Here is a 19508-nt window from a genome sequence, read left to right as displayed (position 1 = left end):
GACGTCGCGCGGGAGGGGTGCTCAGCCCGGGACCCACAGGGCGCCCGTCGCGATGAGGACGCCGAACACATAGGTCGGCACCAGGTAGTAGAAGGCGACGGGCAGGAAGATGCGGGCGGGGTCGATGTCGGCGATGCTCGCGGCGACGTACAGCGGGGCGGCGCCCGGCGGCGAGCAGCCCTCCGACGAGGCCCACACGATGACCGCGGCGAACGCCACGTGCGCGGGGATCCCGGCGGCGGTGAGCGCGGCGAAGGCGACGGGGCCGACGGCCGCGAGCGTGGAGGTGGTGTTCAGGGGGCCCGCCACGATCACCAGGATCAGGCCCACGACGAGGGCCGCCACCAGCGGCGGCACGCCCCGCAGGTCCTCCAGGTACGGGGTCAGCTCCGCGCCGAGGCCGAGCCGGTCCAGGACCTCGGACGCGGCGAACGCGGACACCATGGTCACGCCCACCAGGCCGAGTTGCGGGCCGACCTCGCCGAACAGCCGCCACCAGGCGGGCCCGCCGCGCGGCAGCGTCCTGCGCTCCACGAGCAGCCCGGCGACCAGCATCACCACCGGCAGCCACACGAGCAGCGGCACCGCGTCGGTGGCATCGAGCCCGCCGAGCCGGTCCGTCGCCCAGTCACTGGCGGGGCCCGACGTCAGGAGCACGGGCACGGCCACGGCGGCCAGGACGATCAGCGCGGTCCAGCCCGCCCCGAACGAGGCGCGCAGGGGCCGGATGTCCTGCGCGGCCATGGTGCCCACGCCCCGCCACCGCACGATCGCGTACGCGACGACGAGACGCATCGCCACCATCCACGCCCCGGTGACGAACAGCGTGCCGACGACGTCGGACGAGGAGAGCACGGGCAGTACCGTCGGCGCGGCGAGCAGCACGAAGAACGCGCCGCTGAAGGGGAAGGTCGCGCCGACCCCGGCGTTCCCGGAGAGGACGAGCGCGGCCGTCTCCCCGCTGGCCCGGGAGCGCTTCATCCACGGGATGGCGAGCGAGCCGACGGTGGCGACGATCGCCGCGCCGTTGTGCGCCACGGCGCCGAAGAGGCCGGATGCGACCGTCGCCGCGTACGCGGAGCCACCCCTGCGGCGGCCGAGCAGCGAGCTGAGGATGTCGATCATCCGGTGCACGAGCCCGGTGCGGGTGAGGAGTTCGCTGACGAACACGAACGCGAGCGCCGCGAACGTGATCTCCGACTTCAGGCCCGCGACCAGGCTGTCCCAGGCCACACGCGGCGCGTCCGCGCCCCCGAACGCGGCGGCCGCGAGGAACCCGAGGACCATGGCCTCGCCGATGTTCCGCTTGAACCCCACGTTCCACCCGATGATGACGCCGATGAACGCCACCAGGGCGAGGATCGCGTTCACCGGCGTGGGTCTTCCAGACCGGCCGCCCGGTACGCCTCGCGCGCCGGGGCGGAGGTGAGATGCCGCAGGAGCGCGTGGGCCTCCGCCGTGCCCGCGGCCTGCGTGCCGATGGCCACCGACAGGTCGGTGTAGTGCTGGACCTCTTCGGGGAACGGCCCGACCACGCGCGCCCGCGGTACGAAGCGCAGCTCGCTCAGCTGCTGCACCGCCAGGTCCGCGCGGCCGTCCGTCACCGCGAGCGCGGTGAAGCCCTTCTCGACCACGGTGGCGCGGGAGTTGACCTCCTCCGCGATGCCGAGCCGGTCGAGGAGGGCGGCGAACGCGACGCCGCTCGCGCCGGTGCGGGAGTACGCCACCGAGCGCGCCGACGTCAGCGCCCGTACGAGCGCGCCCGTGCTGGTGATGTCCACGTCGGGCGCGCCCGGCGGCACGGCCACGCCGATCCCCACCCGGGCCAGGGGGCGCGGCGAGGACGCGGCGAGCACGCCGGATGCGGCCAGCTTCTCCAGCGCGCCGCTCACGCCGACCAGTACGTCCGGGCGCGCGCCGCCCTCGATCTCGCGGAGCAGGACGTTCGTCGGCTCGTACACGCCGTCGACGTCGATGCCGGTCGTGCTGGTGAACGCCTCCAGGACGGTGTCGTCCAGGGCCTTCTTGACGGCGAGCGCGCTGAACAGGGTGACAGGGCGCGGCGGTCGCGGCCGTAGCGCCGCGCGCTGATCCTCGGTGAGGCGGGCGTGGTCGGTGCCGCGCAGCAGCAGGAAGATCCGCGCGGTCTGCTCCAGCTCCTCCACGGCGTCGAGGGCCGCGTCGAGCCCGGGAGCCGCCACGACAGGACCGTGGTGGCGCAGCAGCAGCGCCGCGTGGGTGCGGGCGCGCTCCTCGGCGGCGCCGGCGAGCCGACGGTCGCCGGGCGCGAAGTACGGCACGAGCGGGAGCCGTCCGACGCGCAGCGCGTAGTAGGCGGTGAGCGGCGGCAGCGCGTCGTCGGGATCGAGTCCGTTGAGGCAGGACACGGCGGCGGCGTACGGGGAGTGCGTGTGGACGACGGCACGCGCGTCGGGGCGGGCGCGCAACACGGCGGCGTGCAGGAAGGCCTCCTTCGACGGCGGCGGCCCGTCGAGGTGGTGGCCGTCGGCGTCGACGAGCGACAGGTCGCCGGGGTCCAGAGCCGCGAGGTCGGCGCCGGTCGCGGTGACGAGGATCCGGCCGTCACCGGCGCGCAGCGACACGTTGCCTGTGCGGCCGTGCACGAGGCCGCGCGCGGCCAGGGCGCGGGCGGTGGCGACGACGGCCGCGCGCCCGGCCGCGCAGGAGGAGGGAGAGGGGGCGGTGGTCATGGGCGTGCTCCTTGACGTCGTCCGAGCGGGGGAGAGGGCGGTGGGGGCTGATCCGGCGGCGGCCCCGACACGGCGGCGAGGAAGTCGGGGCCGCCGAAGTTGCCGGACTTGAGGAGGAGCGCGATCCGGGGCCCCGACGTGGGGTGGAGCCAGGGCACGCCCGGCGCGGCGGCCCGGCCGACCAGGGCGCCGGTGACGCCGAGCGCGGCCACCACGGCGCCCGACGTCTCGCCGCCCGCCGCGATCACGCGCCGTACGCCGCGCGCCACGAGCCCGGCGGCGACGCGCCCGGTGGCCTCCTCCAGTACGGCGGCGGCCCGCTCGGCTCCCAAGTGCCGCTGGACGGCGCGTAGTTCGCCGGGCGGCACGGAGGAGTGGACGACGGGAGCACCCCTCGCCGAGCCGGCCGGCAGCGCGTCGTACCAGGTGAGGGCCCGCTCGGCCAGGACCGCGGGATCCGGCTCGGCGACGGGGTCGAGCCGGTGCGCCGGCCGGCCCGCGGCGCGCAGCACGTCCACCTGCTCCAGGGTGCGTGCGGAGCAGCTCCCGCAGAGCACGGCCGCGGGCCCGACGGCCAGGGGGTCCGCCTCCTGGTCCGCGGCCGTGTCACCGCCCGGGACGGCCGGGACGAGCCCCTCGGCGAGGCCGGCCGCACCGGCGGCCAGCGGTGCTTCGGCGGCCACGCGGCCGAGCGTGCGCAGGTCGTCGCCGTCGAGCGCGTCCGCCAGGAGATAACGCACGCCCCGCGTGGCCGCGTCGTCGACGGCCGCGCGTACGGCGGTGACGCCCGCGCGCACGGTGTCCCACCGCAGGAGCCCGACCGGCCGCTCCGTCTGGGCGCGCAGCAGCCGGGGCAGGGAGGAGTCCGTCATCGGCGTCACCGGATGGTGCCGCATCGGGGACTCGGCCAACAGCACGCCGTTCACGAAGAGATGCCCCTCGTACTGCGTGCGGCCGTGCTGCGGCGAGCTGGGCGTGAGCAGGACGACGGGTACGTCCAACGCGTCGGCGAGCGCGTCGAGGACCGGCCCGATGTTCCCCTCCGCGGTGGAGTCGAAGGTCGAGCAGAACTTGAAGTAGACCTGCCGCGCCCCCTGTTCGCGCAGTCGGCGCAGCGCGTCGAGGGAGCACGCGACGGCCTGCTCGGGCGGAGCCATGCGGCTCTTGAGCGCGATCACCACGGCCCCGCAGCCGTCGGGCGGTGGCACGCCGGGGCCCGGCACGCCGAAGTACAGGACGGTGCGCAGCCCGCTCCCGCGCAGCGTCAGGGCGACGTCACTCGCCCCCGTCACGTCGTCCGCGATCACTCCGAGCACGGGGTGTCTCCTTCCGTGAGGCCTTCGGCAGCGGCGGGCCGGACGCCCCTGTGGCCTTCGGCGGCGGGCCGGACGGCGGCGCGCAGCGCGCGGGCCGCCGCGTGAGGCCCCGCGTGGACGGGCAGCCTGAGGGCCTCGGCCAGGGCGTCGGCGTGCGGCGCCAGGGAGTACTGGGCCAGCAGCACGGCATCCGCGCCGCCGGGGTCCGGGACCGTCCCCGGCGCGATGACGCGGCCCACGATCCGCACGGGGGAGCGGGCGGCGCGCGCGGCCGTGCGGAAGCGGGCCAGGGAGTCGTCGAGCGCCGCCGCGAACGAGGCGAGGACGAGCACTTCGCGGTGGCCGCCGCCGAGAGCCGAGGCGAAGGCGGCGGCATCGGCGGCGAGCACCGGGACCCCCACGTCGGCGCGGGCCGCGACCGGCCCGTACAGCGAGCAGGTCAGCAACACGCCCTGGGCGCCGCCCTCGACGGCGTACGCGATGAGGCGGCGCATCCGGTCGGCAAGGGCCGGGGTGAGCCCGCCGACCGCCTCGGCGTCGGAGAGCAGCGCGTCGTCGAGCAGGTTCCACGCCCGGGCCTCGGGAAACCCGGCGGAGAGCCCGGCGACGGCAGGGCCGATGGCCACCGGGGTGGCACTCACCAGCGCGATGCGGACGCCGGGGGAGCCACCCCTGTCCGTGCCGCTCATCCCGCCACCACCTCCGCGACCCACCCGAGCCCCGCCACGGTGCCGTCCGCCGGGGCGTACTCGCACCCGACCCAGCCCTCGTAGCCCGCCTCGCGGAGGGCGGTGGTGATGCGCGGCCAAGGGATGTCGCCGGTGCCGGGCTCGGTGCGGTCGGGCGGGTCGGCGATCTGGAGGTGCGGCGCGTACGGCAGATACGTACGCAGCGTGCGGACCAGGTCCCCCTCGGTGACCTGCGCGTGGTACAGGTCGAGCAGCAGCCCCACCCGGTCGCGCCCCACCGCGTCCGCGACGGCCGCGGCCCGGGCCTGGGTGCGCAGGAAGTAGCCGGGCGCGTCCCGGCCGTTCTGCGCCTCGACCACGAGCCGCACCCCGGTGCCCTGTGCGCGCTCGGCGGCCCAGGCGAGGTTCGTGACGTACGTGGCGAAGGCGCGCTCCGCGCTCACCTCGGGCGGCACGATCCCGGCCAGCACGTGCAGGAGCCCGGCGCCCAGCTCGGTGGCGTACTCCAGGCCGCGCTCGACCCCGGCGCGGAAGTCCGCCGCGCGCCCCGGATGGCAGGCCGTGCCCGCCCGCTCCGGCGAACCGGGCTCTCCCGCGGGGGAGTTGATGAGCACCTGGCGCAGCCCCGCGTCCCGCAGCAGCGCGCGAAGGCGCGCCGGTGGGTACGGATAGGGCGCGGCGTACTCGACCCCGGCGAAGCCGGCGCTGGCCGCCGCGTCGAAGCGCCGCTCGAAGGGCAGCTCGGTGAAGAGCCACTTGAGATTGGCCGCGAGGAGCGGCGCCTCCGTCCCGGGGCCGAACCGCAGCGGCCCGGAGGAAGGCGGGCCCGCGGCCCCGGAGCCCGTCACCGCGCCCCCGCGCGCACCGCGGCCCAGCCCGGGTTGACGACGTGCTCGGGCACGTGCCCGGAGAGCACCGCGACCACCTGCTCGGCCGCCGAGCGGCCGGAGCGCGCCCGGGCCTGCGCGGTCGCGCCCGCGATGTGCCCGGTGACCAGGACGTTGTCGAACGCCCGCAGCCGTGAGTCCGGCGGCAGCGGCTCACGCTCCGTCACATCCAGGGCCGCGCCCGCGAGCTGCCCGTCGGCGATGGCGTCGGCGAGGGCTTCCTCGTCGACGACGCCTCCCCGCGCGGTGTTGACGAGGTACGCGCCGGGCCGCATCCGGCGCAGCGCCGCTCGGTCGATCAGATGCCGGGTCGAGTCGTCGAGCGCGAGGTGCAGCGTGACGAAGTCCGCCGCGGCGAGCACGTCGTCCAGCGGCAGGGCCTCGACGCCCGTCTCGGCGAGGAACCCGGCGTCCGGGCAGGGGTCGTGGCTCACCACCCGCATCCCGAGCGCCTGGCCGAGCCGCGCGACGGTCCTGCCGATCGAGCCGAGCCCGACGACGCCGAGCGTGGCGCCCGCCAGCTCCCGCCCGCTGGGCTGCGACCACCCGCCCGCCCGCACATCGGCGACGCTGCGCGGAATGCCCCGCGCGCAGCTCACCAGGAGGCCGAGCACGTACTCCGCGACCGACTGCCGGTTCACGCCGGGGGTGTGGGTCACGGCGATGCCGCGCCGGGTGGCCGCGGCCACGTCCACGTTGTCGTACCCGGCGCCGCAGCGGCCGATGACCCGCAGGCCGGGGGAGGCCTCGAGCACCTCGGCGGTGAACGGTTCGGTCCCGGCCACGATGCCCGCGGCGGCCGCTTCGGCCACGGCCGCCCGCAGCGAGCGGCCCGCCGCGCGCCGGTCGTCGGGCCGCGCGAAGACGGGGCGGAGACCGGCCTTCCGCAGCAACTGGTCGACCTCGTCGCCGGGTTGGAGATACGCCGTGGTCACGAGCACGTACGAGCCGTCGTCAGGCATCGAGATCCTCCACGATCGCTGGCTATACTATAGCGATAAGCAAAATAGTATAGGATCCAGCCGTGATCAAGAGGGGAGTGGAGCTGCGCTAAGGTCGGGCACCGAAGGAGGCACGATGGCTACGACGCGCCCGTCCGCACGGCAACCCCTGGCCGACAAGATGTACGAGGTGCTGCTGGGGCAGTTCATGGACGGCCTGTGGTCGCCCGGCCAGCCCCTCAACATCGGCGCGCTCTCCCGCGAGCTGGACGTCAGCCAGACGCCACTGCGCGAGGCCCTCGCCCGCCTCGAACACACGGGCCTGGTGCGGCGCGAGGCGCTGAAGGGGTACCGCGTCGCCCCGCTCTTCACCGAGCGCGAGCTGATCAAGCTGATGGACGCCCGGCTCGTCCTGGAGCCGGCCATGGTGCACGAGGCCGCGCGCCGCACCACGCCGGAGTTCCTGGACGAGCTGAAGGAGAGCATCGACGAACTCAAGCGCTGCGCGGACGCGCCGCGTTCGGCCTCCGTGCGCTCCTACTGGGCCGCCGACGAGCGCTTTCATCTGCGCATCGCCGCCCAGTGCGACAACCCGTTCCTGGAGAGCGCGTACCGCTCCCTGGGCGGCCACGTCCAGCGCTTCCGCCTCTTCACCGAACTGGGCTCCTCCGAGGCCGAGTCACCGGCGCGCGAACACCTGGCCGTCTACGAGGCCATGGCGTCGGGGGACGCGGAGGGCGCGGCGAAGCGGATGCGCCGGCACATCGAGAACGCGAAGGCGCGCGCGCTGACCGACCGCCAGGCCGTGAAGACGAGCTGACGGCCGGTCAGGGCCTGTGGTCCCGGGGGGGCTTCGACTAGACCCGGGGGACGTCGACGACCTGGTCGCCGTCGGGCACGTCCGTGACCGTCACCAGGCCCGCCGGTACGCCGAGCCCCCGAGCCACGGCGGCCGCGATCCCGGCGGTGTCCTGCCCCGTGGGCACCGGCACCTCCTCGCCCTCGCCGTAGCTCTCGACGGCCTTGGTGAAGTAGCCCGGGTGCCAGGCGCCGACCGCGCCCCGGACGTCCACGGAGGCCACCGCGCGGCCCGCGACCACGCTCTTGACCCGGTCCAGGATCTGGTCCGAGCGCAGCTCGCCCGGCACCTGGAAGAGACTCGCGTGCGCGCCCACCGCGCCGCCCGTGCGCAGCTGGACCGTGACGGTCAGACAGCTCGTGACGCTCGGGTACAGCAGGGTGCCGCCCGGCCCGGCCTCCTTCACCTGCCCCTCCGTGACCACGGTCCGCGCGGGCGCTGCCACGGGGGACGCGAGCGGGGCGGCGGCCCGCGCTCCGCCGTCGCCCGCGTGGGCCGGAGTCCCGGCCAACAGGGAGGCGGCGACGGCGAGACCGGCCACTGCGAGGGAGGGCGTGACGGAGGTGGCGTACGAGCGCACGCCTGCACGTATGGACAAGAAGAACTCCTGGAGGGGAAGTTTGCGACAACCGGCCGCCGCGCCCTGCGCCACGGCCGACCGGCCACTTTATGACACGGGTCGGAGCGGGCCCCGCCCCCGCTCGGACCCGGTGAAGTCACCCCCTTGACCGGTGACGGCAGGCGTGGGAAGGTCATCACCCACGCTGGTGCACGTGACCGAACGGAGTTCGACCATGGAAGGCCAGAACGCCGCCGACAGTGCCGCCGCCGCACGGCAGGAGCGCTTCGGCAAGCTCCCCGAGCGCATCCGCTTCGAGGACATGGTCGAGGAAGAGGCAGCGACGCCGGACGACCCGGCACGACACACCTACAACCCCGAAGGCTCGTGGAAGACCTTCAACTGCCTCGCCGCCGACCTGGGCCTCTGACCCCCACGACGCCGGAAGCAGCCCTTCCCCTCCGCACCGGCCACGGCGGCCCCCCTCCTTCCGGACGAGCGCTCGGCGCGGCGCACGCATACGTCACGAACGAGCCGAACGGCGACCGCGCGTACCGCACCATCGACGCACCCGACCGCGACGGGAAGACTGTGGCCGGCGACCCGTACGCGTAACCGCACCTCTCAGGCGACACCACGTGACACGCGCTCAGCGGAGGACCGACATGACGCTTCCCCCAGGCCAACGTGCCGTCGACGGATTCCCACGGTTCGGATCACACCTCCACCGCCCGCCTCCGCCCGTCCCCGCGGAGCCGGTGATCGAGATCGGCGGAGCCCTGGCCGAGGACGTGACCCTGACCGCGGGCGACCTCGCCGAACTGCCGCGGCGGGAGATCGGGGCCGACTTCCACTGCGTCGCCGGCTGGTCGGCGACCGGCCTGCTCTGGGAGGGAGTCGCGTTCGAGGCCCTCTACCGCACCCGGCTCGTACCCCTGCTCGCGTCGAGCGCCCCCGTCAGCCACGTCGTCTTCGAAGGGTTCGACGGCTACCGGTCGGTCGTGGTGCTCGACGACGCCCTGGCCGAGGACGTGCTCATCGCCGACCGCCTCGACGGGCGGCCGCTGGACAGCGACCACGGCGCCCCGGTACGGCTCGTCAGCCCCAGCCAGTACGGCTTCATCAGCACCAAGCACCTCTGCCGCGTCGAACTCCACACATCCGCGCCGCCGGACCCCGACCGATGGAACCCCATCGCGGGCCACCGCAGGGCCCGCGTCTGGCAGGAGGAGCGGCACCGCCACCTCCCCGGCCGCGTGGTGCGGCCGGTCTACCGAGGCCTGATCGGGCCGATCCGGGCCCTGAGCGCCCGGGGCAGCCGCACGTGGGGGACATGAGGCCACGGCCTCACATTCCTCCGGGCTGTCTCGTCGTACTCCTGGGAGCGGCACGACCCCGCCGCTCGGCCACCACCTCTCGCCTGCCCAGGAGTGACCCAGCATGACCACCATCACCGAACTCAGCGAGCTGACCGGCGACTACGTCATCGACCCCGCGCACACCCGGATCGGATTCGTCGCCCGGCACACGCTGTCGACCAGGGTGCGCGGACAGTTCGCCGAGTTCGGGGGCGGCGCGTGCCTGGACGGAGACCACCCCTCCCGGTCCAGCGCACACCTCACGATCCACGCTCGGAGCATCCGGACCCGCAACCGGCAGCGCGACGACCTGCTGTGCGGCAAGTTCCTCGACGTGGACACCCACCCGGCCATCACCTTCACATCGGCCGAGGTGAAGCAGGTCGACGGCACCCACTACAAGGTCACCGGCGACCTGGCCGCCCGGGGTGTGAGCGTGCCGGTCACCCTGGACGTCGAGCTGACCGCCGCCGCGACCGCCCCCGAGGGCGACGTCCGGATCACCTTCACGGGCAGCACCACGATCAACCGCCGCGACTGGGGCGTGAACTGGAACGCGCTGACCGCCGCCATGGTCAGTCCGAAGGTGACGCTGGAGTTCGACGTGACAGCCGTACGCACCTCCTGAAGGCCGCCGGGGCCTCCCCATGGGCCCCACCCGCCGACGCGACGGCACAGGCCCCCAACCACCCCTGTGGACAAGGCAGTTGAACTACCATTGACACGTGCTGGCTACACGGGGGCCACAGCAGTAGACGGCGCGTCATGGGGGGCCGATGGACCGAATACCACCGTACGCAGGCATGGACCGCTTCGTCGGCGCGTTCGACAAGCTGGTGGTGCAGCCGCGGCGCGGTCGCAGCCGCCTTCCCGCCGTGCTGCTCACCGAGTCCGGCGGCGGGTTCGCGGGCCGGCGGATCGTGGCGGGGCTGCGGGCACGGCTGCGCGGCGACAACGTCATGCTGGCGCCGCACGCCTACGTCACACCGGCCCCTGAGGGCCGCGACGCGCCGCACCTGGAGCTGTTCGAGCAGATCACCCAGCAGCTGGCGGACTCCATGCCGCGCGGCGCCGGACACCTGAAGCTGCCCGGCTACCGACTCCTGCACGCCGTCCTCAGCGCCCCCCGCTTCGAAGGGCCCGTGGAGCGGCGCAACCGAGCCCTGCGCGACCACTGCTACGCCGACCACCGCCAGCGGTCCCCCCTCTCCGCCGCCCTGTGGCGCCTCGGCGGCGGGGACCAGACCAGCGGCGCCGGCTTCATCGAGCTGCTGTGGAACTTCTTCTCGGGCCCGCTCTTCCAGCAGCTGCCCTGCGCCCTGTTCGGGACCCGCGCCACGCGCCGGATCGTGGGCCACGGCCGCAACCGCCGCTGGTACGCCCAGTGGTACCGGCAGCAGCACGGCACCCCGCCCGAGGGCTTCTTCGACTCCGCCCTCCGCCTCTTGCCGCAGGACCACGACGCGGCGGACGCGCCCGACCCCGAGCAGGTCGACCGCGTCCTGATGCACGCGCTGCTCGCCGACCTGGACGCGGCCGCGCGGGCGCGCCGGTTCAACCCGTGGAGGCGGCGGCGTACGACACGGTTCGTGGTGCTCTTCGAGGAGCTGGGCCCGGCGGACTCGCGCACCCAGCGGTTCGTGCGGGAGCTGCGGACGGCGTCGGCGGACCTCGGCACGACGTCGGTGTTCGTGGTGGCGGCCGGTGTCCGGTCGCTCGCCGCGCGCGTCCCGGACATCGAACCGTCCGACCTGGCCCACGCGGGCGCCGAGCTGGACCTGATCCTGGAGAGCGGGATGCGGCCGGGGCGGCCGAGCGGGATGACCGTGCCGGCCCCGGCGGAGGACGAGCCGCCGGACGAGCGGGCCGCCTACTGGCTGAGGCACCAGCCACGGCTCGTGCCGCCCGCCCACCGCTTCTCGCCGGGCACCGAAGTGGTGGGCACGGCGGGGACCCTGGCCCTGGTCCTCGTCCTCCTGGCGGGACTCTTCGCCTGGCGGCCCCTCGACCGCGAAGACCGGGACGCCTGCGCGGGCAAGACCTTCCTCGGGACCGACGGCACCTGCGTGGGCGTCGCGGAGGGCGCCAAGGGCTTCGGCACGAGCAAGGACGACCAGGGCGTACGCGACGCCCTCCGGATGATCGAGACCCAGAACAGCGAAGTCGACGCCGCCACCCGCGACAAGGAGGCCGCGGGCAGCACAGGCGCGCGGCCCCGCACGGTCGTCTACCTCGGTCCGCTCAGCGGCGGCCAGGGGGCCCAGGACCCGGTGCGCGGCGGCACCCTGCCCGAACTGCGCGGCCTCGCCCTCGCCCAGGCCCGGATCAACCAGCTCGCCCGGGCCGGCCGTGACCGCGTCCCCCTGCGCGTCCTGACCGCCAACGCGGGAGACCGCTTCCAGGACGCCGAGAAGGTGGCCGAGCAGATCGTCCAGCTCGCCGAGCGCGACCACTCCGTGGTGGGCGTCGTCGGCTTCGGGCAGAGCAGGCCGGGCACCCTGGACGCCATCAAGGTGCTCAACGAGGCGGGCGTCCCCATGGTGGGCACCTCCGGCACCGCCGCGGAACTGCTGCGCACCGGCCGCCCCTACTACTTCCAGATGGCGCCCACCAACGCCCGCCTCGCCCAGGTCATGGCCGCCTTCACGCGGCAGGCCAGGACGGTGAGCGCCGGAGCGCGCACGGCCGAGAGGATCGAGCTGGTCGCCGACCCCACCGACGTGTACAGCAACGACCTGGCCAGGGAGTTCCTCCAGTCCGTCGGCCGCACGCCGACGACCGTGTGGGAGCACACCCCGCAGGACGACACCGGCGGCACACGCGTGGCGAACGCCGTGCGCGGCTCGCTCGTCACCAGCGCCCCCGACCTCGCCCGGCAGGTGTGCCATGCAGTCGTGAGGACACCGCGCACGGCGGTGGTGTGGACGGCGCGGGCGAACGAGTTCACGGCCTTCCTCGACGAGATGAACCGCCTGAGCGGCGAGTGCCCGCGCCTGACCGTCCTCGGCGGCGACGACGTCACCAACTCGCTGCTCCAGGACCAGCATCCGCAGCGCCGCTTCCCCGGCCTGACCCTGTACTACATCGCGCACGGCAGCGCCCCCGAACTCCGGCGGGCCGCGGGCCGCTCGGCCGTCGAGGCCCAGGAGTTCCTGCGCGCCTACGACCGCGTGGACCGGCGGCACCGGTGGGGCAGGGACATGCGCGCCGACGGCCACCCCGTGCTCGCCTGGGACGCCCTGCGCTATCTCTCCGAAGCCGTGGACGAGGCCCGTGCCGCCCTCGGCGGTGACGAGGACCGGCTCGGCGCCGACCAGGTGCAGGCCGTCCTCTACCAAGGCCTGGGCGGCGGCGGCTTCAACGGCGCCACCGGCCGCATCGACGCGTCCGGGGCCACGGGCGGCGGCCGGTTCACCCCCGACAAACTGGTGCTCGTGATGAGCGGCCAAGGCCGGGCGGCGGCGGTCTGCGGCGCCCTGACGAAGAGCCTCAGCCCCAAGAAGTGGGGCGACCGCTTCGACTGCCCCGAAGCCTGAAGGGACCACCGACTCAGAAAAACCGGCCCCCAGGGCTCAGGGGCAGAGCCGGGAAACGGCGCGCGAGGGGGATTCCCCCTCACCGTTGTTTGCGTTTGCTTGACCTCATGGACCAGAGGGTGACCGCGATGCCGAGGAGTGCCAGGAGAAAGAGGATCTTCATGGTGTTCGGGTGCCCGCGTCAGCTCGGTTCAGTACGTCGAGTTTCGTGTGCGGCTGATGTTGCCGGTCGGCGTACTGGTTCGGAAGCGGGGTTCAGACGCCGGTCGGGCGGGTGCCGTACGCCGCGGCCATGGGGGAGTCGTGGTGGGTGACGAAGTCGCGGATGCCCGTCAGGTAGGCGTCGCGGTCGACCAGGCCGTCCCGGTCGGCGTCGAGGGCGTCGAAGGCCGCGGCGGCATCGCTCTCGGCGTTGCCCGCGGCGGCGCGCAGGCGGGTGAACTCCTCGCGGTTCAGGCGCCCGTCGGCGTCGGTGTCGGCGATGTCGAACAGAGAGCCCAGAGCGGGTCGGCAGGAGCGTTCGAACGCGTCGTGTCCCACCCACGAGCGGTACTCCTCGAAGGTCACGCGGCCGTCGGCGTCGGTGTCCATGTCGTGGAAGACCGCCTCGTGCGCGGCCCGTGAGGCGATGACGACGGGGTGCTCGGCGGCACGGCCCGCGGCGGCGGCCACGCGGTCGACCCGCGCGAGGTATTCCGCACGGGTGATGGCGCCGTCGCCGTCCACGTCCAGCATGGCGAAGATGCGGTGCTGCGGTGAGTCGGACCCTGTGCTGGACATCGCGCTACCTCCCGGTCGCGTTCCCTCTGCTCTCCCTGACTGCGCAGCCGACAAGATACCCACGCAGCGGCGAAAGCTACGCGTTCGGCAATAATCGGACACACGGCCGTAGGGGCATGGCTCAAGAGCACCGACAGCTCGCAAGGGCCGCTGCGTCGGCTCCCTCGGGGCCGACCGCCATGTGACCCTTGGGGCTGTCGTGGCACTGGACGCCCCCGCCCCCGTCGACCAGGCTCATGCGCGCGGGCGGAGGTCGCGACTTCTCGTCCGCGGCCATGGCGGCTGTCGAGCGATCGAGGTGAGGGTCTGTGGTGACGCGTCGTACGGTGATCAAGGCGGCGGGCGCGGGCACGCTGGCGAGCGGGCTGTCCACGTCCGCCTGGGGTGCTTCCCGGGCGGCGGGGTCCGACACGCTCGTGGTGGTGGAGAAGAGCAGCCACGCGGTCAGCTTCTACGACGTCGCGTCGGGGCGGCGCCTGCGGACGGTCCAACTGCCCGACTACCCGCACGAGATGGTCGTCGACTCCCGCAGACGCTTCGCCTACGTCGGGCACTACGGAGTCCGCATGTCCTCCACCGTCGGCGAGGGCGGCGCCGCGGTCTTCGTCATCGACCTCGTGGAGCGGTCCCTGGCCCGGACCATCGACACGCGGCCGTTCCGCCGCATCCACGGCATGGGGATCGACCGCGACGACCGGCTGTACGCCCTGAGCGAGGAGAAGGCGGTCCTGCTCGGCTTCGACGCCCCGGCCACCGACGAGGCGCCGTCCAGGGCCGTGCCCACGCACGGAGTGAAGACCCATTTGTTCACCCTCAGCCGCGACGGCGAAAGGGCCTATGTCACCGGACTGTTGTCGCACACGGTGAGCCTCGTGCGCCCTCGCGACGCCGCCGTCCCACCGCTCCTGATGACCCCTGGCCAACTGCCCGAGAGCAGTTGCCTGAGCCGGGACGAGAAGACGCTGTTCGTCGGCGCCCGCAAGAGTTCCGCCCTGGTGGCCGTCGACGCGCGCACCATGAAGACACGGGACAGCAGGAAGACGGGTGGCGACCCGCTGCGGCTCTACACCCTCGACGACGACCGGCTGTTGGTGACGGACATCGTGGCCGGCACCCTCACCGTGTGGAGCACCGACCTGCGGCCGCTCCGCTCGCTGAAGCTCGACGGGACGCCGGCGGCCGTGTCACTCCACCCCGCCGAGCCGCTGGCGTACGTGTCCCTGCTCGGCACCGACCGCGTCGCCGTCGTCGACCTGGAACGGCTCGCCGTCGTCGGCGGCTTCGACACCCAGCTGGAACCGGACTCCTCGGTGCTGCTGCCCGCCACCCCTTGAGTCGGCGGAGAGGTGCCGGCCGCCGCGTGTCCGCGACGGCCGGCGGGGGCGAGGGCGGGATCAGGCCCCGCTCTCCCGGAGCATGTCCTCGCGCTCGACGATCTTCACGCGCTCCCGGCCCTCCGGCTCGCCGAGCGCCTTCTCGGCGGCGTCGAGGCGGTACCAGCCCTCCCACGTGGTGAAGCGGACGTTCCGCTCGCTGAGGAAGGCGTCCACGGCCTCCGGGGCGGGCGCGGCGGGCTCCGGAAGCCGGCCGTGCGCGTGGTCGTCCAGGAGGTTGGCGACCGTCTCGTTGGCGTCACCCTTGGTGTGACCGATGAGGCCGACGGGGCCGCGCCGGATCCAGCCCGTGACGTACGTGGACGTCATGTGCGCCCCGGACTCCTCGATCACCCGGCCGCCGGCGTCCGGCACCGTGCCGGACTCGACGTCCCAGGGGAGCTTGGGCAGCGCGTCGGAGAGGTAGCCCACGGCGCGGTAGACCGCGGTGACGTCCCAGTCCTTGAAGGTGCCGGTGCCCTTGACGTTGCCGGTGCCGTCCAGCTCGGTGCGCTCGGTGCGCAGGCCGACGACCTTGCCGTCCTCGCCCAGGATCTCGGCGGGCGACTCGAAGAAGTGCAGGAACAGCTTGTGCGGGCGGTCGCCGACGTCGCGGATCGCCCAGTTCTCCAGGGTCTTGGCGACCATGTCGGCCTGCTTGTTGCCGCGGCGGGTCGCGATCGAGCCGTCGTCGTAGTCGATGTCCTCGGGGTCGACGATGACCTCGATGGTGGGGGAGTGGTCCAGCTCCCGCAGCTCCATCGGGCTGAACTTGGCCTGCGCGGGGCCGCGCCGCCCGAAGACGTGGATCTCCCGCGCCCGGTTGGCCTTCAGGCCGTCGTGGACGTTCGGCGGGATCTCCGTCGGCAGCAGCTCGTCGGCGGTCTTCGCCAGGACGCGCGCCACGTCGAGGGCGACGTTGCCGACGCCGAGGACGGCGACCTTCTCGGCGTCCAGCGGCCAGGTCCGCGGGACGTCCGGGTGGCCGTCGTACCAGGAGACGAAGTCGGCCGCTCCGTAGGAACCGTCGAGGTCGAGGCCCGGTATGTCCAGGGCGCGGTCGGCCGTGGCGCCCGTGGAGAAGATCACCGCGTCGTAGAAGGCGCGCAGGTCGTCCAGGCTGATGTCGCGCGGGTAGTCGACGTTGCCGAAGAGGCGGATCTGCGGCTTGTCGAGCACCTGGTGCAGGGCCGTGATGATGCCCTTGATCCGCGGGTGGTCGGGGGCCACGCCGTAACGGATCAGGCCGAACGGCGCGGGCATCCGCTCGAAGAGGTCGATGGACACGCCGGGCTCGGCGGCCACGTCGGACTTCAGCAGCGCGTCGGCGGCGTAGATCCCAGCGGGTCCGGCTCCGACGATGGCTACCCGCAGGGGGCGGTGCATGCTCAGGTTCCCTTCGAGCGGTGACGACTGACTCGACGGCAACCGTAAACTAAGGGGACCCTAACCTAGCAGGCGGGGTGGGGTTCTCGCCCCCCGGGCCCCTGAAGGATCCCCCAGAGGCCCCTCAAGGGTCCTCCGAGGCCCCCTCAGGCCCCCGCGCTCAGGGGAAGACGAGCGTCGAGTCCACCGGCATCACGAGGTGCCAGCGGACCGTCACGTCGTCGTACGGGCCGCAGGCCAGGACCCGGACGCCGACGGGGTCGGGAGCGACCAGCGGGAAGAACGCCGGGCGGACGTCGTCGCCCGGCGGCGGCTCCGGGGCGGCGGGAGCGGGGGAGTCCCAGAGCGCCGCGACGCCAGGGCGCGCACGCACCTCCCTGACGACCTCGTCGAGGCGGGCGTTGTCCGGCCAGCGCTGCCAGGCCAGGCGGAGGCGGGTGAGCAGCGGGACGGCCCAGCGGTCCTCCCAGTCGCGGAGCTGATAGCGGGCATCGGGGGAGAACGCCCAGGTCATGACGTTGGCGCCGGGGCGGACCAGCCAAGGGCAGTGCCGGGCGGCGACCGCGTTGGCCTCGATGACGTCCCACGCCTGGTCGCAGAGATAGCTGACGTACCGCTGCTGGCGCATGAGCTGGACGAGCGCCGGGTCGGGGCCTCCGCGCGCTCCGGTGCCCGCCCCGGGGGCCGGAGGCTCATGTCCGGTGATCCGGTGGAGGGCGGCGGCCTGCTGCGCGGACAGGTCCAGGATCCGGCAGACCCCGGCGATCATCTCGCGGCTGTAGCGGCGGTCCTCGCCCTTCTCCAGCGCCCGGTACCAGCGCTCGGAGACGCCGAGCTGGAGTGCCATGTCGAGCTGGGTGAGGTAGGTGCGATGCCCGTGTGCGGGCAGGGAACCGAGCGCCGGGGCGGGGCCCCGCGCCCTGCGCCAGGTGCGGAGCATGCGGCCGAGGTCCTCGCGGCGGGCGTTCGTCATGGTAAAGATCTCGCAAAGAAGACGGGGCTGATCAGGGGTTTTCCGGCACGGCGGGTGCCCTGGAGCCCCTTCGGCGCTGGTGGCAGGATCCCATGGGGAAGCCCTGACCGGAACGCCCGGGTTCCGGAACGCGGAAGTTCCGGCCTTGGGCGCCGTCCGGCGTCCAGGGTGGGCGCACGCCCGGAGCGGGGCGCGGCCGAGGCGGTGGACGCCGCGGCGGCCGCACCGCCTCCGGCCGCCCCACGCCGACCCCGGCCCGAGCCGACCTACGGAGAACCGACCGATGAGCTACTTCCTGCCGGAATCCGCCCCCGTGCTGACCGCCGCGCGCGGTCTCGCCCTGGCCCACCCCGGCATCGTCGAGGTCAACAGCGCCCCGCTGTACCTGCGGGCCCGCGCCGCGGACCCCGGCCGTCGCGTCGCCCTGGTGTCCGGCGGCGGCTCCGGGCACGAGCCGCTGCACACCGGCCTCCTCGGGCGCGGCGGCCTGGACGCGGTCTGCCCCGGCGAGGTGTTCGCCTCCCCGCACAACCGGCAGATCTACGAGGCGAGCGCCGCCGCGGCCAAGAGCGGGGGCGTGCTGCTGATCGTCAAGAACTACACGGGCGACGTGATCAACTTCCAGATCGCGGCGGAGCGGCTGCGGCACGACGGCATCCCGGTCGCGACCGTCCTGGTCGACGACGACCTCGCCACCGACACCAAGGACAGCGCGACGGGCCGCCGGGGCACGGCGGCGACGGTGGTCGTGGAGAAGCTGCTCGGCGCCGCCGCGGACCGGGGCGCCTCGCTCGAGGAACTCCAGGAGCTGGGCACCCGCGTCGTGGCGCAGTCGCGCAGCGTCGCCGTCGCGGCCCGCGCCCAGACCTCGCCCACGACGACCGCCCCCGCCTTCACCCTGGAGCCCGGCGTGCTCGACTACGGCGTGGGCATCCACGGCGAGCGCGGCATCCGCACCATCGCCCGGCCCTCCGTCGACGACCTGGTGCGGCGGATGGCCGACGATCTGCTCGACGCGCTGCCCGAGGGCTCCGAGGACGTGCTCGCGCTGGTCAACGGCCTCGGCGCCACCACCGAGCTGGAACTGCACGCCGTCAGCGCGCTCCTGTACGAGCGGCTTCAGGAGCGCGGACTGCGCCCCGCCGTGACCGTCGCGGGCACGTACACCGCGGCCCTGGACATGGCCGGGGTCTCGCTCACCCTCACCCGCCTGGACGAGGGCTGGGTCGACCTGTGGACGGCGCCGACCGAGACGCCGCTGACGCTGCCCAGGACCGTGCGCGCCGCGGGCACCGCGCCCGTCCCGTCGGCGGCCCCCGCGCCGCAGGCGCCCGCGCCCGCCGCGACGGCAGGCACGCCGGGCAGCCGGGTCGTGCTCGACCGGTACGCCGAGGTCGTGGCGCAGGTCCGCGACAACCTCACCAAGCTCGACCAGCTCGTCGGCGACGGCGACTTCGGGGACAACCTCTCCGGCGGCGTCCGGCGCGCGGTCCGGCTGGCCGACGAGACGGGCATCGAGGGCACGGCCGCGCTCGCCGAGGCGTTCCTCAACGACGTCGGCGGTACGAGCGGCCCGCTCTTCGGGCTGCTCTTCAAGGACCTGGCGTCCGCGGAGCCGGGCGACGGGCAGGCGCCGTCCGTCACGGCACTGGCGGAGGCGGCGGCCGCCGCGAGCGCGGCCGTCCACCGGGTCGGCGGCGCCCGCGTCGGCGACTGCACGCTGGTCGACGCGCTGGTGCCCGCCGCCGAGTCCCTCGCCGCCGCGGCGGGCGGGGCGGCGGCCGAGGGCGAGGCCGCCGAGGCTCCGCTGACCACCGCGGCGCAGGCCGCGATCCGCGGCGCCCTCTCGACCGCGTCGCTGCGCCCCCGCCGGGGCCGCGCGAGCTACGTCGGCGACCACGCCCTCGGCGTCCCGGACCCGGGCGCGCTCGCCGTCGCCCTGGTCTTCACGACCCTGGCCGAGGTGCACGAGCCGACCTGGGCCACCCGCCTCCCGGCGCCGGGCCACCTGACCACGATCTGACCCGGCACCTGCCGGCGCGGGGGGGGGGGGGGGGGGGGAGGGGGGGGGAGGGGGGGGGGGGGGGGGGGGGGGGGGTGTGGAGGTTGTTGGGAAATTGTCCGCCCCCCCCCGGGCACC

The 19508-nt window shown here is 74.3% G+C and carries 17 protein-coding genes; 7 read left to right on the top strand and 10 right to left on the bottom strand.

Going from position 1 to position 19508, the window contains the following annotated elements; translation table 11 throughout:
• Nucleotides 1–21 precede the first annotated feature (21 nt).
• Genes AC07GB_RS27490 through AC07GB_RS27465 form a run of 6 tightly spaced genes read right to left on the bottom strand, consistent with a single transcriptional unit; the run spans nt 22 to nt 6565 of the window.
• Nucleotides 22–1371: a TRAP transporter large permease subunit gene (locus AC07GB_RS27490; protein ID WP_478849944.1), complete on the bottom strand. Its 1350-nt coding sequence runs from the start codon at nt 1369–1371 to the stop codon at nt 22–24.
• Nucleotides 1368–2711 carry a class II aldolase/adducin family protein gene (locus tag AC07GB_RS27485; protein WP_478849943.1) on the bottom strand — a complete coding sequence of 448 codons (1344 nt, stop codon included), beginning with the start codon at nt 2709–2711 and terminating at the stop codon, nt 1368–1370. The genes AC07GB_RS27490 and AC07GB_RS27485 overlap by 4 nt, the downstream gene beginning before the upstream one ends.
• The gene (gene otnK, locus AC07GB_RS27480; RefSeq protein WP_478849941.1) at nt 2708–4027 is read right to left on the bottom strand and encodes a 3-oxo-tetronate kinase; all 1320 of its coding nucleotides are present in this window, start codon (nt 4025–4027) and stop codon (nt 2708–2710) included. The genes AC07GB_RS27485 and otnK overlap by 4 nt, the downstream gene beginning before the upstream one ends.
• The gene (locus tag AC07GB_RS27475) at nt 4015–4716 is read right to left on the bottom strand and encodes a hypothetical protein (protein ID WP_478849939.1); all 702 of its coding nucleotides are present in this window, start codon (nt 4714–4716) and stop codon (nt 4015–4017) included. The genes otnK and AC07GB_RS27475 overlap by 13 nt, the downstream gene beginning before the upstream one ends.
• Nucleotides 4713–5564, bottom strand: coding sequence for a hydroxypyruvate isomerase family protein (locus AC07GB_RS27470; RefSeq protein ID WP_478849937.1), 852 nt, complete (start codon nt 5562–5564; stop codon nt 4713–4715). The genes AC07GB_RS27475 and AC07GB_RS27470 overlap by 4 nt, the downstream gene beginning before the upstream one ends.
• Complete coding sequence (locus AC07GB_RS27465) at nt 5561–6565, bottom strand: phosphoglycerate dehydrogenase (protein WP_478849935.1); 1005 nt, start codon at nt 6563–6565, stop codon at nt 5561–5563. Before AC07GB_RS27465 ends, AC07GB_RS27470 begins: the two co-directional genes overlap by 4 nt.
• Before the next feature lie 115 nt (nt 6566–6680).
• Here AC07GB_RS27465 and AC07GB_RS27460 point away from each other — a divergent pair, with 115 nt between their 5' ends.
• Nucleotides 6681–7364 carry a GntR family transcriptional regulator gene (locus AC07GB_RS27460; protein WP_478849933.1) on the top strand — a complete coding sequence of 228 codons (684 nt, stop codon included), beginning with the start codon at nt 6681–6683 and terminating at the stop codon, nt 7362–7364.
• A 37-nt stretch (nt 7365–7401) separates the two neighbouring features.
• Here the strand turns inward: AC07GB_RS27460 and AC07GB_RS27455 are convergent, their stop codons facing one another.
• Nucleotides 7402–8001 carry a hypothetical protein gene (locus AC07GB_RS27455; protein WP_478849931.1) on the bottom strand — a complete coding sequence of 200 codons (600 nt, stop codon included), beginning with the start codon at nt 7999–8001 and terminating at the stop codon, nt 7402–7404.
• 175 nt (nt 8002–8176) lie between these two features.
• Between AC07GB_RS27455 and AC07GB_RS27450 the strand changes: the two genes are divergently transcribed.
• From AC07GB_RS27450 to AC07GB_RS27435, 4 genes are all read left to right on the top strand, one after another.
• Nucleotides 8177–8392 carry a hypothetical protein gene (locus AC07GB_RS27450; RefSeq protein WP_478849930.1) on the top strand — a complete coding sequence of 72 codons (216 nt, stop codon included), beginning with the start codon at nt 8177–8179 and terminating at the stop codon, nt 8390–8392.
• A gap of 328 nt (nt 8393–8720) precedes the next feature.
• Nucleotides 8721–9299, top strand: a complete 579-nt coding sequence (locus AC07GB_RS27445) for a molybdopterin-dependent oxidoreductase (protein ID WP_478849928.1) — start codon at nt 8721–8723, stop codon at nt 9297–9299.
• A 103-nt stretch (nt 9300–9402) separates the two neighbouring features.
• A complete protein-coding gene (locus AC07GB_RS27440) occupies nt 9403–9948 on the top strand; it encodes a YceI family protein (RefSeq protein WP_478849926.1) in 546 nt (181 codons plus the stop codon).
• A gap of 148 nt (nt 9949–10096) precedes the next feature.
• Nucleotides 10097–12856 carry an ABC transporter substrate-binding protein gene (locus AC07GB_RS27435; protein WP_478849924.1) on the top strand — a complete coding sequence of 920 codons (2760 nt, stop codon included), beginning with the start codon at nt 10097–10099 and terminating at the stop codon, nt 12854–12856.
• A 255-nt stretch (nt 12857–13111) separates the two neighbouring features.
• On the opposite strand, the gene AC07GB_RS27430 is transcribed toward AC07GB_RS27435, so the two are convergent.
• A complete protein-coding gene (locus AC07GB_RS27430) occupies nt 13112–13636 on the bottom strand; it encodes an EF-hand domain-containing protein (RefSeq protein ID WP_478849922.1) in 525 nt (174 codons plus the stop codon).
• 311 nt (nt 13637–13947) lie between these two features.
• Between AC07GB_RS27430 and AC07GB_RS27425 the strand changes: the two genes are divergently transcribed.
• Nucleotides 13948–14970: a YncE family protein gene (locus AC07GB_RS27425; RefSeq protein WP_478849920.1), complete on the top strand. Its 1023-nt coding sequence runs from the start codon at nt 13948–13950 to the stop codon at nt 14968–14970.
• Between the two features lie 60 nt (nt 14971–15030).
• On the opposite strand, the gene AC07GB_RS27420 is transcribed toward AC07GB_RS27425, so the two are convergent.
• A complete protein-coding gene (locus AC07GB_RS27420; protein WP_478849918.1) occupies nt 15031–16395 on the bottom strand; it encodes an FAD-dependent oxidoreductase in 1365 nt (454 codons plus the stop codon).
• Between the two features lie 160 nt (nt 16396–16555).
• Nucleotides 16556–17368: a helix-turn-helix domain-containing protein gene (locus tag AC07GB_RS27415; protein WP_478849916.1), complete on the bottom strand. Its 813-nt coding sequence runs from the start codon at nt 17366–17368 to the stop codon at nt 16556–16558.
• Between the two features lie 283 nt (nt 17369–17651).
• On the opposite strand from AC07GB_RS27415, the gene AC07GB_RS27410 reads away from it, so the two are divergent.
• Nucleotides 17652–19391: a dihydroxyacetone kinase family protein gene (locus tag AC07GB_RS27410; protein WP_478849914.1), complete on the top strand. Its 1740-nt coding sequence runs from the start codon at nt 17652–17654 to the stop codon at nt 19389–19391.
• Nucleotides 19392–19508: the final 117 nt, after the last annotated feature.

The organism is Streptomyces sp. NPDC045778 (assembly GCF_056431945.1).
The sequence above is the reverse complement of the archived record's forward strand: the minus strand, read 5'-3'. Positions and strand labels throughout refer to the sequence as shown.